The organism is Mycoplasmopsis phocirhinis (genome assembly GCF_004216495.1).
In the GTDB taxonomy this organism is placed as follows: Bacteria; Bacillota_I; Bacilli_A; order Mycoplasmatales; family Metamycoplasmataceae; genus Mycoplasmopsis; species Mycoplasmopsis phocirhinis.
The window spans coordinates 153605-173793 of the sequence record NZ_CP034841.1 but is presented as its reverse complement, the minus strand read 5'-3'; the positions used below and the strand labels follow the sequence as shown (position 1 = coordinate 173793).

The window sequence follows — 20189 nt, the reverse complement described above, 5'->3', positions numbered from 1 at the left end:
ATATATTTTAATTATTGAATAATAATATCATAAATTACAAGTAAAATCAAAATATATTGGAGAAAATATGAAAAAAAAATTAAGATATATTTTAACTTTTACTTCGCAAACTTTAACTACATTGCTAGTAGCTACTAGTTGTTCAACAAATAATAAAATCAAAAAAGAGCCTAAAGAAAAAAACGAGTCGAATATAAAACAAAATAATTCTCATGATAAAACTGATAACATTTTAATAAAACCAAACATAAATAAAGAAATTGAAAAAAAAGATGAGCAAAACAAAGCAAATCAATCCCAAAATATTGAAAAACAAACAACAATACCTAAAAATAATCAGTCAATTACCGAACCCAAAAAAAACACTCAACCAATTACCGAACCCAAAAAAAACACTCAAACTAAACCTATTCCTAATGTCTCATTATTACATGGTGATGATGCTAAAAACCAAATAAAATATGATAATAGCGACTTAAATATCAAAACTTTCGATCAAAATCTTTTAACACCTTCAAGTGTATCACAAGTGTATGCGGATTTTTTAACCAACAAAAACAATGATATATCTAATGAACAATTTTTAAATAATGAAATTAATGCTAAACTTTTAAATTCAAGATCATATGACAAAAATATAGAAGTATTTTTCAATATAAATTCAAACAACGATTATTTAGATCTAGTTTATACTGAAAATGACAATAATAAAAATAAAACCACAAAGTTAACTAAACTTCACGATAAAATATATAAAGCAATAATTAATTTCAATGAAAAAAATATTGAAAAAATCTCTTTTAAAAAAATCTTAAGCAATGCTAACGAAACAATCAATATTGTTAATTTTGCTAACAAAAATGAAGTAAGTGTTAAAAAAGTTAATGTAGATGATTCAATTTTTAATCAATATAATTTCAGTAATTGAAATGTTAAAAATTATGAAGAAATAATTCAAATATCTTTTGATATTTCTCAAATTTCTTCACAAACCTCAACTGATGATGCTCAATTTCAACTAAAATATTTAGATATCAGTAATCAACAAAAACAAGTTGATTTTAAAAAATTTGATAATTCTAGACGAGGTCAAAATCCCACAAGTCGCAAATTTCGCCTTGACTTAGCAAAAAATGAATTAAAATGGATTGAAGGTATTTATTTTAAAAATCAATCAAATAATTTAGGGTATGTAAAATTAAATTTAGCTACAAGTACTGTTTTAGATCCAATTTCACAAACATTAACTTCGACTAACATAATTTTTCCTTCTGTTAATTTAATAAATGATATTGTAACTTTAAACTTTGTAAAAGATGCAAATTTTGATTTAGCCTCAGCACGTGCACTAGTTAAAAGTGCCAATCCATTTGAACCGTGATCAAAAATAATAGATTTAAACATTGATTCAAAATTGAACCAATTAAGTTTTAATAAAAATGTTTTGCCAAATCATTTAAAAAATTTTATTATTACGGATATTCAAATCAACAATAATCAAATATTTAATCTTGGTTTAAGAGGTAATATTTTTGCTTTTGAAACACCAAATAATATTGCTGACAATACAATTTCACTGCTATCTTTCGATGTTTTTAAAGATGAAGATAATAAACGAATTTATGGTAGTTTAAAGTTAGATTTTGACAACGAAAATATTGAAAAATTTCGTAATAAATGAATTTTATTAGAGTTTAGCATCAATGATTTAAGTGAAGAAGCTTCGTTTATTTTTGAATCAAAATATAAAACGGTTATTAAGTTTGAAGACTATGCAAAATTTGGGTTAAATGGTTTTGATGAAGGAGTTAGTTTTAATCTTGATAAAGCTTATTTTGTTTCTCCTTATACTTTAAGTCAATATTCACAAATAAATTTAAATCAACTTACTCAAACAACTTTTAGATATAACTTTGATTATTCCAATGTTAAAATCGAACAAAATTTAAGTTCAAATATCATTAATCATCAAAACTTTAAAAATTATGATAATTTAATATCAACGAGATTAAATTTAACTAAAAATGATCTTTTTTATTTAGTTAATACCACAGTTGGCGATACTATATTGTACAGCGAACAAAATTTTTATGCGTGATTAAGATATTCGTATTACGCAACAAGAAATTACAATAACAAAAATATAAGAAGATTAAAAATGATAAACCCCGTTGATGGCAGCGAGATTAAATATCAAGTAGTTTTAGGTAAAGAAATTTTGGCTAATACTTTGTGAAATATAAATCAAGACCACACCATAGCATCTATAGAAAAAGATTTAAATGTTTATCAGAATTGAGAGCATTTAGGTGATCAAACAATTTTTAGTTTAAAATTCGGTTTTGAATTAAACAAGCTAAAACTAGAAGGATTTTATAATTTAGATATAAAATCATTAAGTAAAAGTAATTTATCAGCATCATTTAGTTATAAAGATTTAAAACAATTAAATATTGGGCAAAGTTTTGCGCCAGCATTAGATTTTGATACTAAAATTGATTCATTAGAAAAAAATGAACAAAGACTAAAAGCGATTTTGTATAATTACCAATTTGAAATTGTTAAATTAGCGAACAAAAAAATAAAATTAGTTATAAAAGCAAAAAAAGATGCTTTTTTAAGTGATAATCCAAGTATCCAATATTTTGCTAACCAAAAAAGTGCTTTATTAAATGATGCTAGATTATTAATTCAATACCCACAATTTGCTAACCAACAATATAATGTAACTTTTAATTCTGCTGCTTTAAAAAATGGAGCTGTTTCTTTAAGTACTAAAAAAACATTATTAGACCCAAATAATTTAGATTTAGGAGAAAATACAACTAGTTTTCATAACTATAAATCAAGTGGTTGAAGAGCAGAAGAAATTCCGGCACGTCGTTTATTTAGTGAAGATGCTAGTGCTGGTGGCTTAAAATCTATCAGGCAACGTGTGTTTTCACTTAATGGGGATTCGAGTTCATCTAATTCAATTTTAGGACGTGTTAATGCTAAAAAACCTAATGATTATCGCTTTTATTTTGTAACTAATTCGCATGTTCTTAACCAATTTGAAATTGCTAAAAATCATTCACTTGATCAAGACATTACAAGAAAAATAAAAATAAGTTTTCGAATACCTATTGAGTTTGCTAAACCCCAAAATTATGACACCCAAGGGGATGCTAACCCTTTTACAAGTCAATTATTTTGGTCTCAGCCTTTTGATGCTGATTTAGAAGAAGTTTCAAATTTTAGAGACCAGATTCGTTTTTGAAACTTTAACAAGTTTAAAGATAATTATGCCAACGAATTAAACCAAAATGACCCAAGTAGAATTTTTGATATGTCAATAGGAATTATTGATCTTAGTTGATTTTTCGCTAAATATGACAATAATTCAGCTGAATATAATCAATTAAATCAAAATGATAAAAAAATAGCAAATTATATTTTAAATTGAAAAAACCTATCAATGATTAAGGCTTCAAGAGAAGCATATCATATCAATGATTATACTAATTTGAATTGATTTTTAGCAAGTTTTCCAGTTGAGGGTGATTTTAACGTTAATAAAGATAACCAATATGGTCAAAGATATAGAGAATGAATTTTAGCTCACTCTAAACCAATAGAACTTAGTGGAGTTGGTTTTGAAAATTTAAAAAGTTATACTATCGGCTTTCCAAAAAGTATTATTGATGCAACTGGAGGTGCATCTGGAAGTAGCGTTTATGATAGTGAAGGTAATTTGGCAGCTATTTATTCTGCAGCTGACACATACGAGTATGGTTATGGTTTTTCATATCTATTTAATGGTAATAAATATGATTTTTATAGCGATGGTACTAAACCTTTTAACCAAGCCAGTTTTTATGAAAAAATAAGATTATTGGCTTATTTATATCCACAACGTTATAATGGAGATGATTTTAGCGAAAAAGGTTTTTGGTTTATTTAAATATTTAAAGTTATTTATATTGTAAGATGATTAATATGTATTAATATGGTAAAATTAGTACTAAAAAAGTTAAAGCTTAAATTTAGCAATTTCACTCAATGTGCTAAAAATAATAATATAATTGAAATTTTAAAAATTCCGTGATATCCTAAATTGATATTACGGAATTTTATTATTTTAACTTGCAAACTTAGCAAAATATTTTTTTTAAATTTATTCAATTAAATCAAAAACGAATATAGAAATTAGTTCAATAAATATATTTTGGTAATAATTTATGTACATATTTATGACATCGTTATTTAATTTTTTAAGAAGCAATAATTAAAAAGATTTGATTAATTCATTTTCTAAAACTTTTATTATAACAGTACAAATATGATAAATAAGGCTTTAAGTTAAATTTATAACTGCGATTTTAAAATACGCATAAATGTATCAAAATCATCAAACCACATACAATGTCCTGAATTTTTAATAACAAATGTAAATACATTAGGGTTTAAACTAGTATAATGTCGTTCACAATTTTTAACATGGACTATTCCATCATGATCGCCATTAATTAATATAATAGGAACTTTACACATTTTAATTCCGTAATCCACTTTTGCTTGGTTAGACTCAAGAGGCATTTGTTTGCCAAATTCATAAATAACATCTAATTTTTTTTGCACCTCTTCGTTAGCATAATATTGTGCTATATTTTGTATTTTTTCTTCATCTTGCAAAATTAAATTTGAATTGTAATACAAAATTGGTACTAATTTTTTGTATTGCTCGACATTACGTGGAAAAAACAATGGTCAATGATGATTATACGAAAGCATAGTACGATTTGATGGGCCTAATAAAACAATTTTTATTACTCTATCTTCTAAACGTCATGCGACGTCCATCGCAACTCCACCACCCATAGAGTGGCCGATTACAACTATATTTTTTAACTTTAAATGATTAACAAATTTAATAACTATTTGAGCAAAAATATCATTTTGCATATGTTTTTTGCTAATATCACTTTGACCATGGCTTGGCATATTAATTCCATAAATATTATATTCATCTTGCAATAACGAATAAATTGGTTCATAAAATGCAAATTCAGAAGTGTAACCGTGTAGAATTAAAATATTTTTAGACTTTTGATTATTTATAGTCAAGGTTTCTAATTTTATATCTTCATAGTAAAAAAAATTTTTCATATTTCTCCTAGTGTGGATTATGTTAAACGGTAATGGTTAAAAATAATCTAATTAATAATTATTGATATTATAACATTATTTCAAGAAATAAAAAAACTCCATACGGAGCGTGTTCTCTGAAAACTGAATAGTAAGTTTTAAAACTCATTGAAATGTATAAAATACACATTACTTTTAAACCTATCGATTTATTAGTATTGGTCAGCTCAACATATCGCTATGCTTACACATCCAACCTATCAACCTCATAGTCTATAAGGAATCTCAAGGGAATACTAATCTTTGAGGAGGCTTCCCACTTAGATGCTTTCAGCGGTTATCCTTTCCGTACTTAGCTACCCAGCTATGCTCCTGGCGGAACAACTGGAACACCAGTGGTACGTCCGTTTCGGTCCTCTCGTACTAAAAACGGCTCTCATCAATATTCCAACGCCCACATCAGATAGGGACCGAACTGTCTCACGACGTTCTGAACCCAGCTCGCGTACCGCTTTAATGGGCGAACAGCCCAACCCTTGGAACCGACTCCAGCTCCAGGATGCGATGAGCCGACATCGAGGTGCCAAACCTTGCCGTCGATGTGATCTCTTGGGCAAGATAAGCCTGTTATCCCCAGGGTAACTTTTATCCGTTGAGCGACTGCCGTTCCATGACGTACAGCCGGATCACTAAGTCCTGCTTTCGCACCTGCTCGACTTGTAAGTCTCACAGTCAAGCACACTTCTACCTTTGCGCTCTACATACGGTTTCTGACCGTATTGAGTGTACCTTTGAACGCCTCCGTTACTCTTTAGGAGGCGACCGCCCCAGTCAAACTACCCACCACGCACTGTCCTCCCACCTGATTATGATGGCAAGTTAGAAACTCAATATAACAAGGGTGGTATTTCAAGGTTGACTCCGCTAGAACTAGCGTTCTAGTTTCACTGTCTCCCACCTATCCTACACATGTTAGACCAAATTTCAATACGAAGTTGTAGTAAAGCTCCATGGGGTCTTTTCGTCTTGATGCGGGTACCCAGCGTTTTCACTGGGACCATAATTTCACCGAGTCTAGTGTTGAGACAGTTGAGAGATCATTGCGCCTTTCGTGCAGGTCAGTATTTAGCCGACAAGGAATTTCGCTACCTTAGGACCGTTATAGTTACGGCCGCCGTTCACCCGGGCTTCATTTCAACGCTTCGCGTAAAGCTAACGCATCCACTTAACCTTCGGGCACTGGGCAGGCTTCACCCCCTATACATCACCTTGCGGTTTAGCAGAGAGCTGTGTTTTTGATAAACAGTTGCCCCTCATAATTTTCTGTGGCTCACTTGCGTGAGCACCCCTTCTTGCGAACTTACGGGGTCATTTTGCAGAGTTCCTTAACACTAGTTTTCTCGCTCGCCTTAGAATACTCATCTTGGGGACGTGTGTCCGTTCTCGGTACAGGTTTCCATAATATTAAAGTTTAGAAGCTTTTCTAGGAAGCATGAAATCAACTTGTTGAATTATATTGCTATAATCTATGCGTTGTATCTTCCGGTTAATGAATTGCGGATTTGCCTACAATTCCCAGTAAATACTTGCACCTCAATCCAGTAAGAGGTAAGTTTATCCTTCTTCGTCACTCCATCACTATTATAGAAAGTACAGGAATATTAACCTGTTGTCCATCGACTACGCCTATCGGCCTCGCCTTAGGTCCTGACTTACCCTGGGTGGACGAACCTTGCCCAGGAAACCTTCCCCAATAGGCGTCGCAGATTCTTACTGCGAATCGTTACTCATACCGGCATTCTCACTTCTTAGCACTCCACTAGTCTTCACAGTCTAGCTTCACCGCCCTAAGAACGCTCCTCTAACGTACATAAATGTACCCGTGGCTTCGGTTTCGTGTTTTAGTCCCGTTAAATTATTGGCGCAAGGTCTCTTGACTAGTGAGCTATTACGCACTCTTTAAAAGATGGCTGCTTCTAAGCCAACTTCCTAGTTGTTTATGAAACCTCACAACCTTTCTCACTTAACACGAATTTGGGACCTTAGCCGACGATCTGGGTTGTTTCCCTCGCGAGCCGGGACGTTAGCACCCCGGTTCCGACTGCATGATAATTCATGATGGTATTCAGAGTTTGATTATAGTCAGTACCGCTAGGCGCGGCCATTCCACATTCAGTGCTTTACCACCATCACTTAACACCACACGCTAGCCCTAAAGCTATTTCGAGGAGAACCAGCTATCTCCAAGTTCGATTGGAATTTCTCCGCTATTCACAAGTCATCCGGGCACTTTTCAGCGTACTACGGTTCGGCCCTCCACTTGGTGTTACCCAAGCTTCAGCCTGCTCATGAATAGATCACCTGGTTTCGGGTGTATGCCATCGTACTCAAGCGCCCTATTAAGACTCGATTTCTCTACGGCTCCGCTTTTTTCTGCTTAACCTTGCACGATAACATAACTCGCCGGTCCATACTGCAAGATGTACGCCATCACCCTTAAATGGGCTCTGACTAATTGTAAGTAAGTGGTTTCAGAATCTATTTCACTCCCCTCCCGGGGTTCTTTTCACCTTTCCCTCACGGTACTTGTTCACTATCGGTGTCTGGTTAGTATTTAGCCTTACCGGATGGTCCCGGCAGATTCAGACAGGGTTTCACGTGCCCCGCCCTACTCAGGATACAGTCAAGAGATTAAATAATTTCGCATACAGGGTTATCACCTTCTATGACGCATTTTCCCAAATGCTTCTGCTATCATTTAATTTTGTAACTCTATGTAGACTGTCCTACAACCCCATTATAAAATGGTTTGGGCTTTTTCTCGTTCGCTCGCCGCTACTAAAGAAATCATTTTTTATTTTCTTTTCCTCATGCTACTAAGATGTTTCAGTTCACATGGTATCTCGCTCGACTTCCTATGTATTCAGAAGAAGGCAACTAGGCATTACCCTAGCTAGGTTTCCCCATTCGGAAATCCCCGTTTCGTAGCTTATATCCAGCTCCACGAGGCTTATCGCAGGTAATCACGTCCTTCATCGACTTCCAGACCCAAGGCATCCACCACAAACTCTTACTTATTTAAAAGTATGTTCTTAATTGAATTAATTAAGATTTCCTATTGTTGTTATGATGTGTATTTTAAGACATTTCAATGAGTTATATTAAATAACTACTCGATGAATCAAAACAAATTAACCAAATTAATTTATTATTTGATGTCGTTGTAATATTTTAAAATATTTACTATTCAGTTTTCAAAGAACATATTGAGAGTTGTTCTCTCAAAACTAGATATATTGCTATTGACCTAATAAGCCATGACAATTTATGAAAATAGGTCTATATTAAGGTTAATATCGATATTAATCGATTTTGTACTCCGTAGAAAGGAGGTAATCCATCCCCACGTTCTCGTAGGGATACCTTGTTACGACTTAACCCCAGTCACCAGTCCTGCCTTAGGCAGTTTGTTAATAAACCGACTTCGGGCATTACCAGCTCCCATGGTTTGACGGGCGGTGTGTACAAGACCCGAGAACGTATTCACCGTAGCGTAGCTGATCTACGATTACTAGCGATTCCGACTTCATGGAGTCGAGTTGCAGACTCCAATCCGAACTGAGACCAGTTTTTTGTGGTTTGCTCACTGTCACCAGGTCGCTTCACTTTGTACTGGCCATTGTAGCACGTGTGTTGCCCCACTCGTAAGAGGCATGATGATTTGACGTCATCCCCACCTTCCTCCCGATTACTCGGGCAGTCTTCTTAGAGTGCTCAACTAAATGTTAGTAACTAAGAATAGGGGTTGCGCTCGTTGCAGGACTTAACCGAACATCTCACGACACGAGCTGACGACAACCATGCACCATCTGTCATTCTGTTAACCTCCACTATATCTCTATAGCTTTGCAGAAGATGTCAAGAGTGGGTAAGGTTCTACGCGTATCTTCAAATTAAACCACATGCTCCACCGCTTGTGCGGGTCCCCGTCAATTCCTTTAAGTTTTATTCTTGCGAACGTACTACTCAGGCGGATCATTTAATGCGTTAGCTGTGCCGACGAGTTCCCCATCAGCTAATGATCATCGTTTAGGGCGTGGACTACCAGGGTATCTAATCCTGTTTGCTCCCCACGCTTTCGTCTCTCAGTGTCAGTGTATGTCCAGTTAGCTGCCTTCGCCATCTTGGTGTTCTTCCTTATATCTACGCATTTCACCGCTTCACAAGGAATTCCGCTAACCTCTACATAACTCTAGTTTACCAGTATCCAACGCGGTTTGGGGTTGAGCCCCAAAATTTAACGCCAGACTTAATAAACAACCTACAGACGCTTTACGCCCAATAATTCCGGATAACGCTTGCAACCTATGTATTACCGCGGCTGCTGGCACATAGTTAGCCGTTGCTTTCTAATAAGGTACATTCAATATAGTGGCATTTCCTACACTAATTTTTATTCCCTTACCACAGCAGTTTACAACCCATGGGGCCGTCATCCTGCACGCTGTGTCGCTCCATCAGACTTTCGTCCATTGTGGAATATTCCCTACTGCTGCCTCCCGTAGGAGTCTGGGCCGTATCTCAGTCCCAGTGTGGCGGTTCAGTCTCTCAACCCCGCTAAACATCATGGCCTTGGTGAGCCGTTACCTCACCAACTAGCTAATGTTGCGCACCCCGCTCCTCCAGCGATGCTTTAAGGCACCTTTTATATTTTAATCATGCGATTAAAATAAGTATTTGGTATTATCAGCTGTTTCCAACTGCTATTCCAAACTGAAGGGTACGTTGAGTACGTGTTACTCACCCATTCGCCGCTAAGTACAAGTACTTCGCTCGACTTGCATGTATTAGGCACACAGCCAGCGTTCATCCTGAGCCAGGATCAAACTCTCGAAAAAATTGACTTTGTCATGTTTATATATCTAGTTTTCAAAGAACAATATTGCTATTAAATTTGCTCCAATATTATACTTCAAAAAAATTTTTAGACAAATATTTTTTTTGAAAATAATTTTAACTATTTAAGCAATCAACAATAGCAATAATATTTTACATAAAAAGTAAAAATTAGTAAATAAAAAATAAAAAAATAATTTTTAATTAATATTAATATTGAACTCTTGTATATTATGTAAAAATTAATTTAAAAATTCGCCAAATTGGCGAATTGATTAAAAAAACTTCATTACAGCATCATAATTAGGTTCAGTACTTACTTCTTCTAGATATTCAACATGTAATACTTTGTTATTTTCGTCTAAAACAAAAACTGCTCTAGTTAAAAGTCCAATACCTTCTAAAAGTGTTCCGGTTTTTAAACCAAAATCATGGTATCTAAATTCGCTAACTGGGATAACAGTTTTATTTTCGCTTACAGCACACCAACGACTAAACGCAAATGGTAAATCTTGTGAAACAGCAACGACAGGATAATTGGTTTGGGCAAATTTATGCATAAATTTAGTTGTTTCCATTTCGCAAACGCCTGTATCAATTGATGGAATTGATAAAATCAATTTTTTTGATTTTGGTAAAGTATCAAAATCAAAATCACTTAAATCTAAATTTACACCTTTAAAAGAAGGGAAAATATCGCCCACTTTAACTTGCTTACCTAATAAATTTACTTCTCGTGTTTTAAATGTTACTTTCATCTTTTCTCCTTAACTCTTTATTAATATAATTATACACAATAACTTTTAGGCTTTTATGTAGCATTAAATGTGAAGTTATATTCTTGAAATGTTAAACAAAATTAACATGTTTCAGTTTGATAGTAATATCTTAACAAATTACTTAATATTTATGGTTTAAATTAGAGAGAATTTTAGTTTAAAGCCCCCCAATGTCTGGGGGGTTGAGGGGGTTAGAAGCCCCTATGACAGGGGTTTGGGGTTAGATTAGAAACTTTTTCATTGAATTTTATTTTTTGTTTTTTGACAAAAAAAACAAAAACACAAATCTATTTTTAATAGATTTAGATAAATATTTTGAACTTAACTTAAATATTATGTGTATTTTGAATTTAAAATTCTATCGTTTGGCGAATATTCAGGCGAATATCTTCCAATTCTTTTAATATTGATTTCAATAATTTTTTGTCTTGTTCATCCCAATTTAGCTTATTTTTGAATAAATTTTCTATTTTTGCATCCAACATTTGATTGAATGTGTAGCCTGCGGCTACTGTTTTCATCAATGTTTTGACTTGATAAACTTCTAATGGAAGTTTTTTATTTATTGAAAATTTTTCGTATAGTTCCATATCATTTGGTTGCAATTTTTTCGCTTCATATCTCGAGTTTTTAATTCTAAAATAAAGTTTGTTATCACTTCCAATTATAAATTTGGCATCAAATTTAGATTCAACACGAATTCTTTGATCATTTTGATAAGGTGCGTAATGAATTCCGTTGTAAAATACAGTCCCATTATTGATTTTTCTTGCTATTTCTAAATCAAAAAAATGTTCTAATCTTTCTTTATTTAATTCTCTAAAATGGTTGACTTTTGGTTCAATTACTGATTTTCGTATTTGATTTAAGTATTTTAATATCGATTCTTCAGCATCGTTTGCTTGTTCAATTGTGTTAATTTTATTGTCTAAAAACCACAAAGGTAAGCGCATTTGAATAAAATTTTGTGCATTTTCTATGTGTGGTTTACCGTTAGAATTAGATGTAGTAATCAATTCAATACCCAGATTTTTTATTGCTTTAAATGTTACTACGTTTGAATCTTCATTATTATAGAAATTCTTTCTTTTATCAGTAATTATTGTTGAAGGAATACCATATCTATTCAACATTTTTTCTAAATTACTTTGGTGACCATTCAGTGTTTCAACATTTTTTTCAAAATGAATTGATAAAAGTTTGACGGTTGCGACATCAATAGAACTTATTGCTGTTCAAAGTTCATTTTTAACAAAATAATGAGTACAACCATCAATTTCAACAACATCACCAAAGGAATATTTTAATCTTGTTCTTTTGCGCTCAACTTCTTTTTTCTTCGGTATTTTTAATTCTAAATCTAATGAATATTTAATACCAAAACCTTTCTTTTTCAATTTTATTCTTGCCTTACGTGCCTCTTTTCTGCCCACTTTATACGCAAAAGCGCTACAAAAACCATTTTGTTTTAATCTTTTTACCATTTGGGAGTATGATATATATGTTTTGAGTTTTTCATGGTACGAAATTAAAGACATATACGAATTACATGAACTATTAGCATTGTTGCCACTAGCTAATAGTTTTTTATTTTCGTATTCTTGTCCTAAATTTAAAACCATTTCGTCGTTATATCTTTGAGCATTTTTATTGTTTGTGTTTTTGTGTTCAATGTTTTCAATATAACCATTTCCACGTTTTAACTCGTTTTTGTACAGTCTGACTGTAGAAACAGATTTATTTATTCTATTTGCTAATTGTTTATATGTTTCGTGCTTAAAAGTAATGATGGTATCTAAACATCATTTTTTTTGGATTACATAGTTAGTTAATTTGTCCATCTCTTTTACCTACTTTTTAATTTTAAGGGAAAACAGATGTTAATTTTGTTTGAGTTTTCACGGCTTTCCAAATTGCAAATTAAAAAATTCCATAAATGCCTCATTTTAAAGCACTTTCGGAATTTTTTATAATTTAATTACATTGTAATTTTTAATTGATTATTCAATTAATCCATATAATAATGTTTATTTTTGATTATTAAAGTTGTTAATATTGTATTCGTTAATGATTTTGCTATTAGATTAAAATTTGAATTTTTTCAGCGTTTTTAATAACATCAACATAATTGCTAATTGATATTTTTTCTATTTCTGTTTGATTTTTAACGCATTTATTCAAAATATTTAAACTTTATCATAATAAAATATAAAGAAATATAGCCTTAATGCAATTTTGATTTCAAACATATATTATCTAAATTTTAAACATTAAAACCATTTATTACGCGAAGCAATACTAGGAGATTCATTAATAACATATCATGTTTTAATTGCTTTTTGTATAATAAAGTTAAATAACTAAAATTAAGGAGAAAAATGAATTTAACAAATAAACAAAAGTTATCAATTGCGTGATTGATTTTGTCAGGTTTAGCAAGTTTATTGTTTTTATTTGCAATTATATTTATAGGATTAAGTGCTGCTACAACATTAAATAACTCAGATACAACAACATTCTTATTTACTTCCATAGTTATCTCAGTTTTATTATGATTGCTAATAGTTGGAATTGGTATTGCAATGTTTGTAATTCAAATTATTTTAACAATTAAAGTTGAAGATCTAACAGAACGCATTCTATTAATTGTCGGTTTCTTTTTTGCAATTACTGCTTTCATAGCGTGTTGTATAATTATTCACAGAGAAAGGTTCGCAAACACCGAAAAATAATACAAGTCATTGTAAAATGTTTTGAAAAAATGAATCGTTCGCCTAGAGAATTTAACACATTTTATAGGTTAAATTCTCTAGATTTTGTTCAATATCTATACAAAATAGCAAGGTTTTACAAAAATATTGCTTTTTTTTTTTTTTTGTAAAATAAAGTTAAATTACATAAATTAAGGAGTAAAAAATGAAAAAAGATTTAGCACAATTTAGAACAGAAGTATTAGCTCAAAAAGAGCGAAGCTATAATAAATTATTTAAAAAATTAAGTGAAGAAGAAAAAAAGAAAAAAATTGAACAGCGTTTAAACGAAATTAAACAAACATTAGATCAGCTAGAAGATTTTGACTTAAAAATGCAAGATCCAAAATTTAAAGATGAAGTGATGTTAGACGTTAAACAAAACGAGTTTGAAAGTCAATATCTCGATTTAATTGCTTTATGGTCGTTATGGAATAAATAATATGGCACAAAATAAAAACGCGAGCAAAATGGTTTTTGAAGCTGAAGATATGGTCTATCAAACCTCGAATGCTATTTTGTTAATGTTAGAAGATAATTATAAGTTTTTCTACCCGTTAAAAATGGCTAAAAAGAAGCGAAACGGTCAATGAGAAATAAGTTATTATTCTAACTTTAAAATTAATGTTTTTAAGCAAGAATTTAACGCTGAAAGTAAAAAATACGAAACCATAGAATCTATTGATATTGATATGGCTCAAATTGAAAAATTAGATAGCACTTATCGAAAAAAAGTGTAATTGTATAGTTTGTGTTTTGAATAAAACAAGGCGTAAAAATTAAAACACAAAATAAAATTAAATAAAAATTGCTAGGGAAGTTAAAATGAAAAAAAAATTTAAAATTAATATTAGCAGCTGGTACATTACAATTAATACCAGTCGCAGCGAGTGGATGCTTTTTTGCTGATTATAATCCAATCCCAAAACCTAAACCTCAACCTCAAAAACCAAATAAACCAGATCAAAATAAAATTAATGGTGGTGGTTTAGATAATGAAAATAAGCCACAATTAGAACAAGTGCGAGAATATAACTATCAAGGAATGATATTTAAAATTGCGAGTGAAGATAGTTTTGAAGATAAACAATTTTATGCTGATATGGTGTTAGCTAATGATGCGCAAGAATTTAAAAATTTAATACCTAAATATCAAGATTATTGAATTAGAAACTTATTAGAAGAAGATTTTAAAACATTAGTCGATATTAGTCGTTATGTGCGTAATGTCGAATATGATAAAACTTTTGCTTATGCTCAAAATGATAAGCGTAATATCAGTGCGCAAGAATTTAACGCTTTAATTACTAAATTATTAGAAATTTTAGATCAGCAACAATATTATGATTTTAATAGCAAGCAAAACGCAGATGTTAAAATTACGCATTTATTTAACTATGATAATGCTCATAGTGTATTACAAAACTGATATCAAAGCACACCTTATAAAGCACACTACGATGATTTTTTAAGTCTTTATGAAGGCAGTGAAACTTTTGGACGCAAACTTATAACCAAAAATATAATTGCTGGTTTAGAGTTCGATGATACGATCACATATGAAGAAATAAAAGTTAAAGATGCTGACGCACCAAGGTCTAATGTAGGTGGTAAAATTGTTAAATATAACTCGGCACTATGAAAATTAAACCGTGATATTAATTTAAACAATATGTTTGATAATGAAATGTTTTTATCAAGAGCGTTTTATGAAAAAAGTTTAGCTCAAGATGAAATAATTGGTAATGATTGAATCGATTGAACTTTTTTAAATGATTCTAGTGTATTAGCAATGCAATTACCGCAATATAAAATGCTAGTGGCTTATTTAAGATTAATGAAAAAACTAACAGATAGTATTAATTTTAATGTCGAAGAAAATGATAGTGAAGAAGCAAAGGCAGCAAAAATAAAGCAAAATGGCTCAATTGTCGATGACAATAAAACTTTAATCCAAAATTTATTAGATAGTGGTATAGCTACTTTAATTGATAAATACGAAAAAGCATTATTAGATTATTTAGCACTCGAACACCTAATGGGCTTTATGAGTGAAGAAAAAAATGATCCTAATTTTCAATTATTCCCAGGTGGGAGCAATTATACTTATAAAGTCGATTATCGTGATAGTTATAAATGAGCAAAACAGCAATACGAAGATTTTGTCTTAGCATTTAGGTTTGGTTTTGGTCAAGCGATCTGAGCATCATCATCATCATCATCATATAATGAACGTTTTAATAATCCTAAAACTTTGGCTAAATACGAGCTGATCTGAGATAATATTAAGCGAGTAGATAATATTGATAAACCACGTTTAATTAGCCCACAGCAAGCACAAAATAATTTAGATCGTATTATAAAAACAATGCGAACTAAATTTAAGTGAAAATTTAAAAATTAGACTTTTTACGCCACTTTAAATTTTTTAGTGGCGTTTTTATATAAGGAAAAATATGCAAACAAGTTTTATTATCGCAGGGATTGAATTTTTAATATTAGTAGCAATTTTAATGGGTTTACTTATGGCATTAAATATCTTCATACCATTCTTATTCATTGTCACCTCACTTTTCTTAGCGAGGATTGTATTCGTTGTTTGTAATTCAAATAATTTTAGCAATTAAAGTAAATAACACAGCAGAACGCATCTTGCTAATTGTCGGTTTCTTTTTTGGAATTATTGATTTTATTGCATACTGTATAACTATCCACAGAGAAAGACACGCAAATAACTAGAAATAACATTAAATCATTTATCTAGAGAATTTAATATATAGTTAAAATTTAAATTCTCTAAAATTTATTCAAATTTTAAAATAGCAAGGTTACATGAACATTGCTATTTTTTATTCAGCTTTATTTTGGAAATTATTGATTTAATTTTGTCAGTAGGTCTTCAATTTTTCTTTGGTAAAAATTTAATTTTTGTATTGAATTTTGGTAATTATGTCCGTAAGCAAATATATAAAATTTTACTTTTGGCTCTGTCCCTGATGGCCGCAATGCTATTCAATCATTATTATTGTCAAAACCTATTTTTATCATGTTTGAATTCATATAATCTTTTTTTAGATTAAAATCTTCAACAATTTTATTTTCTAAGTTTAGATTTTTAAATAAATCTTGCAAAGATTCAAAATTAAAATCTTGTGTTAAATCAACATTAATGCTTTGAGATGACATATAACCATATTCTTGATATATTTCATGTAAAATATCAACTAAGGTTTTAGACTGTTGTTTATAAAAATCAATCATTTTCAATAAAATAACAATTGATTGAATTGCGTCTTTATCTCTTGAAATAGTTGGGTCAATTAAAGAACCATAACTTTCTTCAAAACCATATAAATAATTCGCTTGATTTTGGGTTATAAATTTAGAAATTCATTTAAAACCAGTAGGAACTACATAAGAATTTATTCCATGTTTTTGGGCAATTAAAGCCGGTAAATTAGAAGATACATAAGAATAGATTAAATAAGAATTAGGTTTAATATTGTGAGTATTTTTCAATATAAAATCAAAAATTAGTGTTGCGGTTTCATTACCGTTTAGTAATATATATTCATTTTGGTGTTTTATTTTAACGCCTATTCTATCAGCATCCGGATCGGTAACTATAATTGCGTCTGCTTTATATTTTAAAGCAAGTTTTTCACTCTCATTATACACTTCTATTAGTTCAGGATTTGGAAATGGACAGGTTGGAAAATTTTTATCAAGTTTAATTTGTTCTTGAGGCAAGAAATAATCTATATTTTGCCTAAATTTCAATTTTTTAAATATTGCCAAAGCAAAATCAAGGCCAGCACCGTGTAAATTTGAATACACAAATTTGATTTGGTTTATGTGAGCGAATTTATATTGACCTCCAACATTCAAAACTTGATTTATGTATTCATTTTTTTCTTGATTAATATTAGTTTGTATTTTATTTTTAATATTCAAAGGAAATTTTGCACGGTAGTTTTCAGAATAATTGTCATAAGGTTTAAAAAATGATTTAATCTCTTTTATTTCATCAGGTAAGCATTGAGCTCCATAATTATTATAAAGTTTTATACCGTTATATAAATAAGGATTATGGCTAGCAGTAATATTAATTCCGCCTTGAGCATCGTGTTTAATAATTAAATACGATACAAAAGGGGTGGGGATGATGTTTTTACTTATAATTATTTTAAATTTATCATATTGCGAAAATATATCAGCCATCACTGATGCATATTTATATGAATAACGACGCGAATCACGCCCAATAACGATTTTTATTTCATTTTTATCAATATATTTATTTAATAAATATTTGGCGTAGCCATGAGCAATTCGTTGAACATGGGCGCGCGATAAGCGATTAATACCCTTGCCAACAATTCCTCTTATACCGGCTGTTCCAAAATCTAATGGAGTTAAATTATTTTTCATAATTAAATTATAAAATAAAATTTGGCGTCTTTAAGAAAAACAAATTTTAAATCAATATTTAAAAAAGATAAATTTTTTTTAAATATTTCCACATTTTATTTTCATGTGATTATAATTATTCCAAAAAAGGAGGTTTATGGAAAATTCTACAGTTAAAAATAATAAAGAATTTAGTTGAGAAAATGAATTGTTTAAAGTAAGTATTTTTGAAATAGTTTTAGCAGCCATTTTTCTTTCAATACATATTGTCATAGTCTATTTTGCTAATTTTACGATATTGCGTATTATTCCTATTCGTTTAGAATTTATCATGTACATTTTTTATGGTCTAATTTTTGCTGCGTTTAAAGGTTCTATATTATCTATATTATCGGACACTCTCGTGTTATTATTAACAGGTAGAATAGGTACATGGTTTTGACTTTATGCAATTGTTCCACCATTAATTTCAATAGTTTCCTATCTATATTATTTAATGTTTAAAAGAACTAAAATAACTCGTTTTGTTTTAGCTTATACATTAACATTATTATCATTTTTATTAGCAGCAATAGTTTATTTAAAACATTCAGATCCAAATGGAAGTTTTAAATTATCAAAAAAAGTTTCAATTGGTCATAGTTTAATTTTGGCTCTTATTGCTTTATATGGTTTTTTATCACTTATTTTAACATCTGTTTTTACAATTTTATATTTAGTACATAAAAATGAAAAATGAAATTATTATATTTTAGTTACTTCACTTATTTTATTTATTTCAGTAGTCTTTAGATGAGTGTTAGACCCAATTAATTTTATTGAATATTACAACCATTTTAGAGGTTCTAAAACCGGTAAATTAAAACAATATGGTGTTGATTATATTATTTTATTTACAAAAATAGTTATCAAAGATTTATTCGTGATTCCAATTTATATTATTGTTTTAAGTCCAGTTTTTACAGTTATTAGCATATTAAAACAAAACTATGTTGATAATACACGAAAAATCAAATATTAATTTCAATTTAGTATACAATTACAAACATGAACAAAAAAACTAAACCCCGTAGGTTGAACCGAATAGAAATTATTAATGTCATTTATGCATGCGAATTGCTTGAAGATTATAATTTGGCAAGAATCAAGGAAGTTCACGATGAATTAAATGAGGAACAATTTTTACAAATTGAAAAAATTGTTCAAAATAAACATAATTTAACTAAAATTATTGATAAATTTTTAACAGACAAAAACTGAAAACAAGAAAGTCCTTTAATTAGAGCAATTTTATTAAATTCAGTATTAGAAATGTTTAGTATAAATCCTAAAATTGTCATTAACGAGGCTATTGAAGTGACAAAAGATTTTTTTGGTGAAGAATCCAATTTATATAAACATGTGAATAAAGTAATAGATAATGTTTATCGTTTCTTTGTTGTTAATGAAGCATTCATGCGTAAATTTTTAAAATAATAAAAATGGCAACGCCATTTTTTTATAATTCCAATTTCTGTACAATTTTATCTAATTCAGATTTAACTTCAGCAATAATTTGTTCATGACTTTGTTTAGATCTTGGTTCAACTTTATTACCATCTACAAGCAATGTTTCAATTTGTTTAACGCCAAAAAATTCAAAAATTCCTTTTAAAGTATCAACAAAACCAGCAAAGGGATATCAACCAAGTGGAGCACCTTGTGTTGCTAAAATAACAACTTTTAAATTTTTCAATAAGCCAACTGAACCACCTTTTGTGCTATATTTATATGAAAATGTTTTGTTAGCAACTGCTATTGCATCTATAAAATTTTTAATTCCGGCTGAATAAGAAAAATTAGTCATCGGTGTTGATAAAACCAAAACATCGCTATTGTGTAATTGTTCAATTCATTTATCTGACTCAACATCCTTAAAAAATTGGTCAAAATTAGCGGCAGTAAGTGAATTGTTAGCAAATTGAGAATTAGATGTATCTAAACGTGTTAAAGTTGAATTCGGATGTTCGTGCATTAATTGTTTTACTATTTCATTATTTAATTTTTCTGATAAAGATTCTTGATTTACGGTACCTAAAACCGACAATATTTTTAAAGACTTCATTCATACCTCCATTTTATATTGTTATTATAACACCCTAAAATTCACTGGGTCAAAAATTTAACTAATACAACCTTAATTTTATTGAGCCAAACATAAAAATTTCAACTAAAAAATAATGTAAAT

Annotated in this window: 12 protein-coding genes and 2 rRNA genes; 6 read left to right on the top strand and 8 right to left on the bottom strand. The window is 30.2% G+C overall.

What is annotated here, in order from left to right; genetic code table 4:
- Positions 1-67 precede the first annotated feature (67 nt).
- Positions 68-3943: an RNA polymerase beta'' subunit family protein gene (locus EG856_RS00750; protein WP_130429236.1), complete on the top strand. Its 3876-nt coding sequence runs from the start codon at positions 68-70 to the stop codon at positions 3941-3943.
- A 404-nt stretch (positions 3944-4347) separates the two neighbouring features.
- Here EG856_RS00750 and EG856_RS00745 read toward each other — a convergent pair whose 3' ends face one another.
- The 6 genes from EG856_RS00745 to EG856_RS00720 all read right to left on the bottom strand — a co-directional run bounded on the left by EG856_RS00745 (position 4348) and on the right by EG856_RS00720 (position 13482).
- Positions 4348-5148 (bottom strand): alpha/beta fold hydrolase, encoded by an 801-nt coding sequence (locus EG856_RS00745; protein ID WP_130429235.1) that lies wholly within the window; start codon positions 5146-5148, stop codon positions 4348-4350.
- A 170-nt stretch (positions 5149-5318) separates the two neighbouring features.
- Positions 5319-8211, bottom strand: a 23S ribosomal RNA gene (locus tag EG856_RS00740).
- Between the two features lie 301 nt (positions 8212-8512).
- Positions 8513-10025, bottom strand: a 16S ribosomal RNA gene (locus EG856_RS00735).
- The 16S and 23S rRNA genes sit together here, the layout of an rRNA operon.
- Positions 10026-10298: 273 nt before the next feature.
- Positions 10299-10781, bottom strand: a complete 483-nt coding sequence (gene tpx / locus EG856_RS00730; protein ID WP_130429234.1) for a thiol peroxidase — start codon at positions 10779-10781, stop codon at positions 10299-10301.
- A 371-nt stretch (positions 10782-11152) separates the two neighbouring features.
- Complete coding sequence (locus EG856_RS00725; RefSeq protein WP_130429233.1) at positions 11153-12643, bottom strand: hypothetical protein; 1491 nt, start codon at positions 12641-12643, stop codon at positions 11153-11155.
- A 422-nt stretch (positions 12644-13065) separates the two neighbouring features.
- On the bottom strand, positions 13066-13482 hold the full coding sequence (locus tag EG856_RS00720; protein ID WP_130429232.1) for a hypothetical protein: 417 nt from the start codon (positions 13480-13482) through the stop codon (positions 13066-13068).
- Between the two features lie 236 nt (positions 13483-13718).
- Between EG856_RS00720 and EG856_RS00715 the strand changes: the two genes are divergently transcribed.
- From EG856_RS00715 to EG856_RS00705, 3 genes are all read left to right on the top strand, one after another.
- Positions 13719-13994, top strand: a complete 276-nt coding sequence (locus EG856_RS00715; protein WP_130429231.1) for a hypothetical protein — start codon at positions 13719-13721, stop codon at positions 13992-13994.
- Between the two features lies 1 nt (position 13995).
- Positions 13996-14292, top strand: a complete 297-nt coding sequence (locus EG856_RS00710; RefSeq protein WP_130429230.1) for a hypothetical protein — start codon at positions 13996-13998, stop codon at positions 14290-14292.
- A 68-nt stretch (positions 14293-14360) separates the two neighbouring features.
- Positions 14361-15956 carry an MAG3960 family lipoprotein gene (locus tag EG856_RS00705; RefSeq protein ID WP_130429229.1) on the top strand — a complete coding sequence of 532 codons (1596 nt, stop codon included), beginning with the start codon at positions 14361-14363 and terminating at the stop codon, positions 15954-15956.
- A 467-nt stretch (positions 15957-16423) separates the two neighbouring features.
- Here EG856_RS00705 and EG856_RS00700 read toward each other — a convergent pair whose 3' ends face one another.
- Positions 16424-17983, bottom strand: a complete 1560-nt coding sequence (locus EG856_RS00700) for a phospho-sugar mutase (protein WP_232954231.1) — start codon at positions 17981-17983, stop codon at positions 16424-16426.
- 136 nt (positions 17984-18119) lie between these two features.
- Here EG856_RS00700 and EG856_RS00695 point away from each other — a divergent pair, with 136 nt between their 5' ends.
- Both EG856_RS00695 and EG856_RS00690 read left to right on the top strand, forming a co-directional pair.
- Complete coding sequence (locus EG856_RS00695; protein WP_130429228.1) at positions 18120-18983, top strand: hypothetical protein; 864 nt, start codon at positions 18120-18122, stop codon at positions 18981-18983.
- A 26-nt stretch (positions 18984-19009) separates the two neighbouring features.
- Positions 19010-19438 (top strand): transcription antitermination factor NusB, encoded by a 429-nt coding sequence (locus EG856_RS00690; RefSeq protein WP_130429227.1) that lies wholly within the window; start codon positions 19010-19012, stop codon positions 19436-19438.
- Between the two features lie 22 nt (positions 19439-19460).
- Here the strand turns inward: EG856_RS00690 and EG856_RS00685 are convergent, their stop codons facing one another.
- Complete coding sequence (locus EG856_RS00685; RefSeq protein ID WP_130429226.1) at positions 19461-20066, bottom strand: FMN-dependent NADH-azoreductase; 606 nt, start codon at positions 20064-20066, stop codon at positions 19461-19463.
- Between the last annotated feature and the right edge of the window lie 123 nt (positions 20067-20189).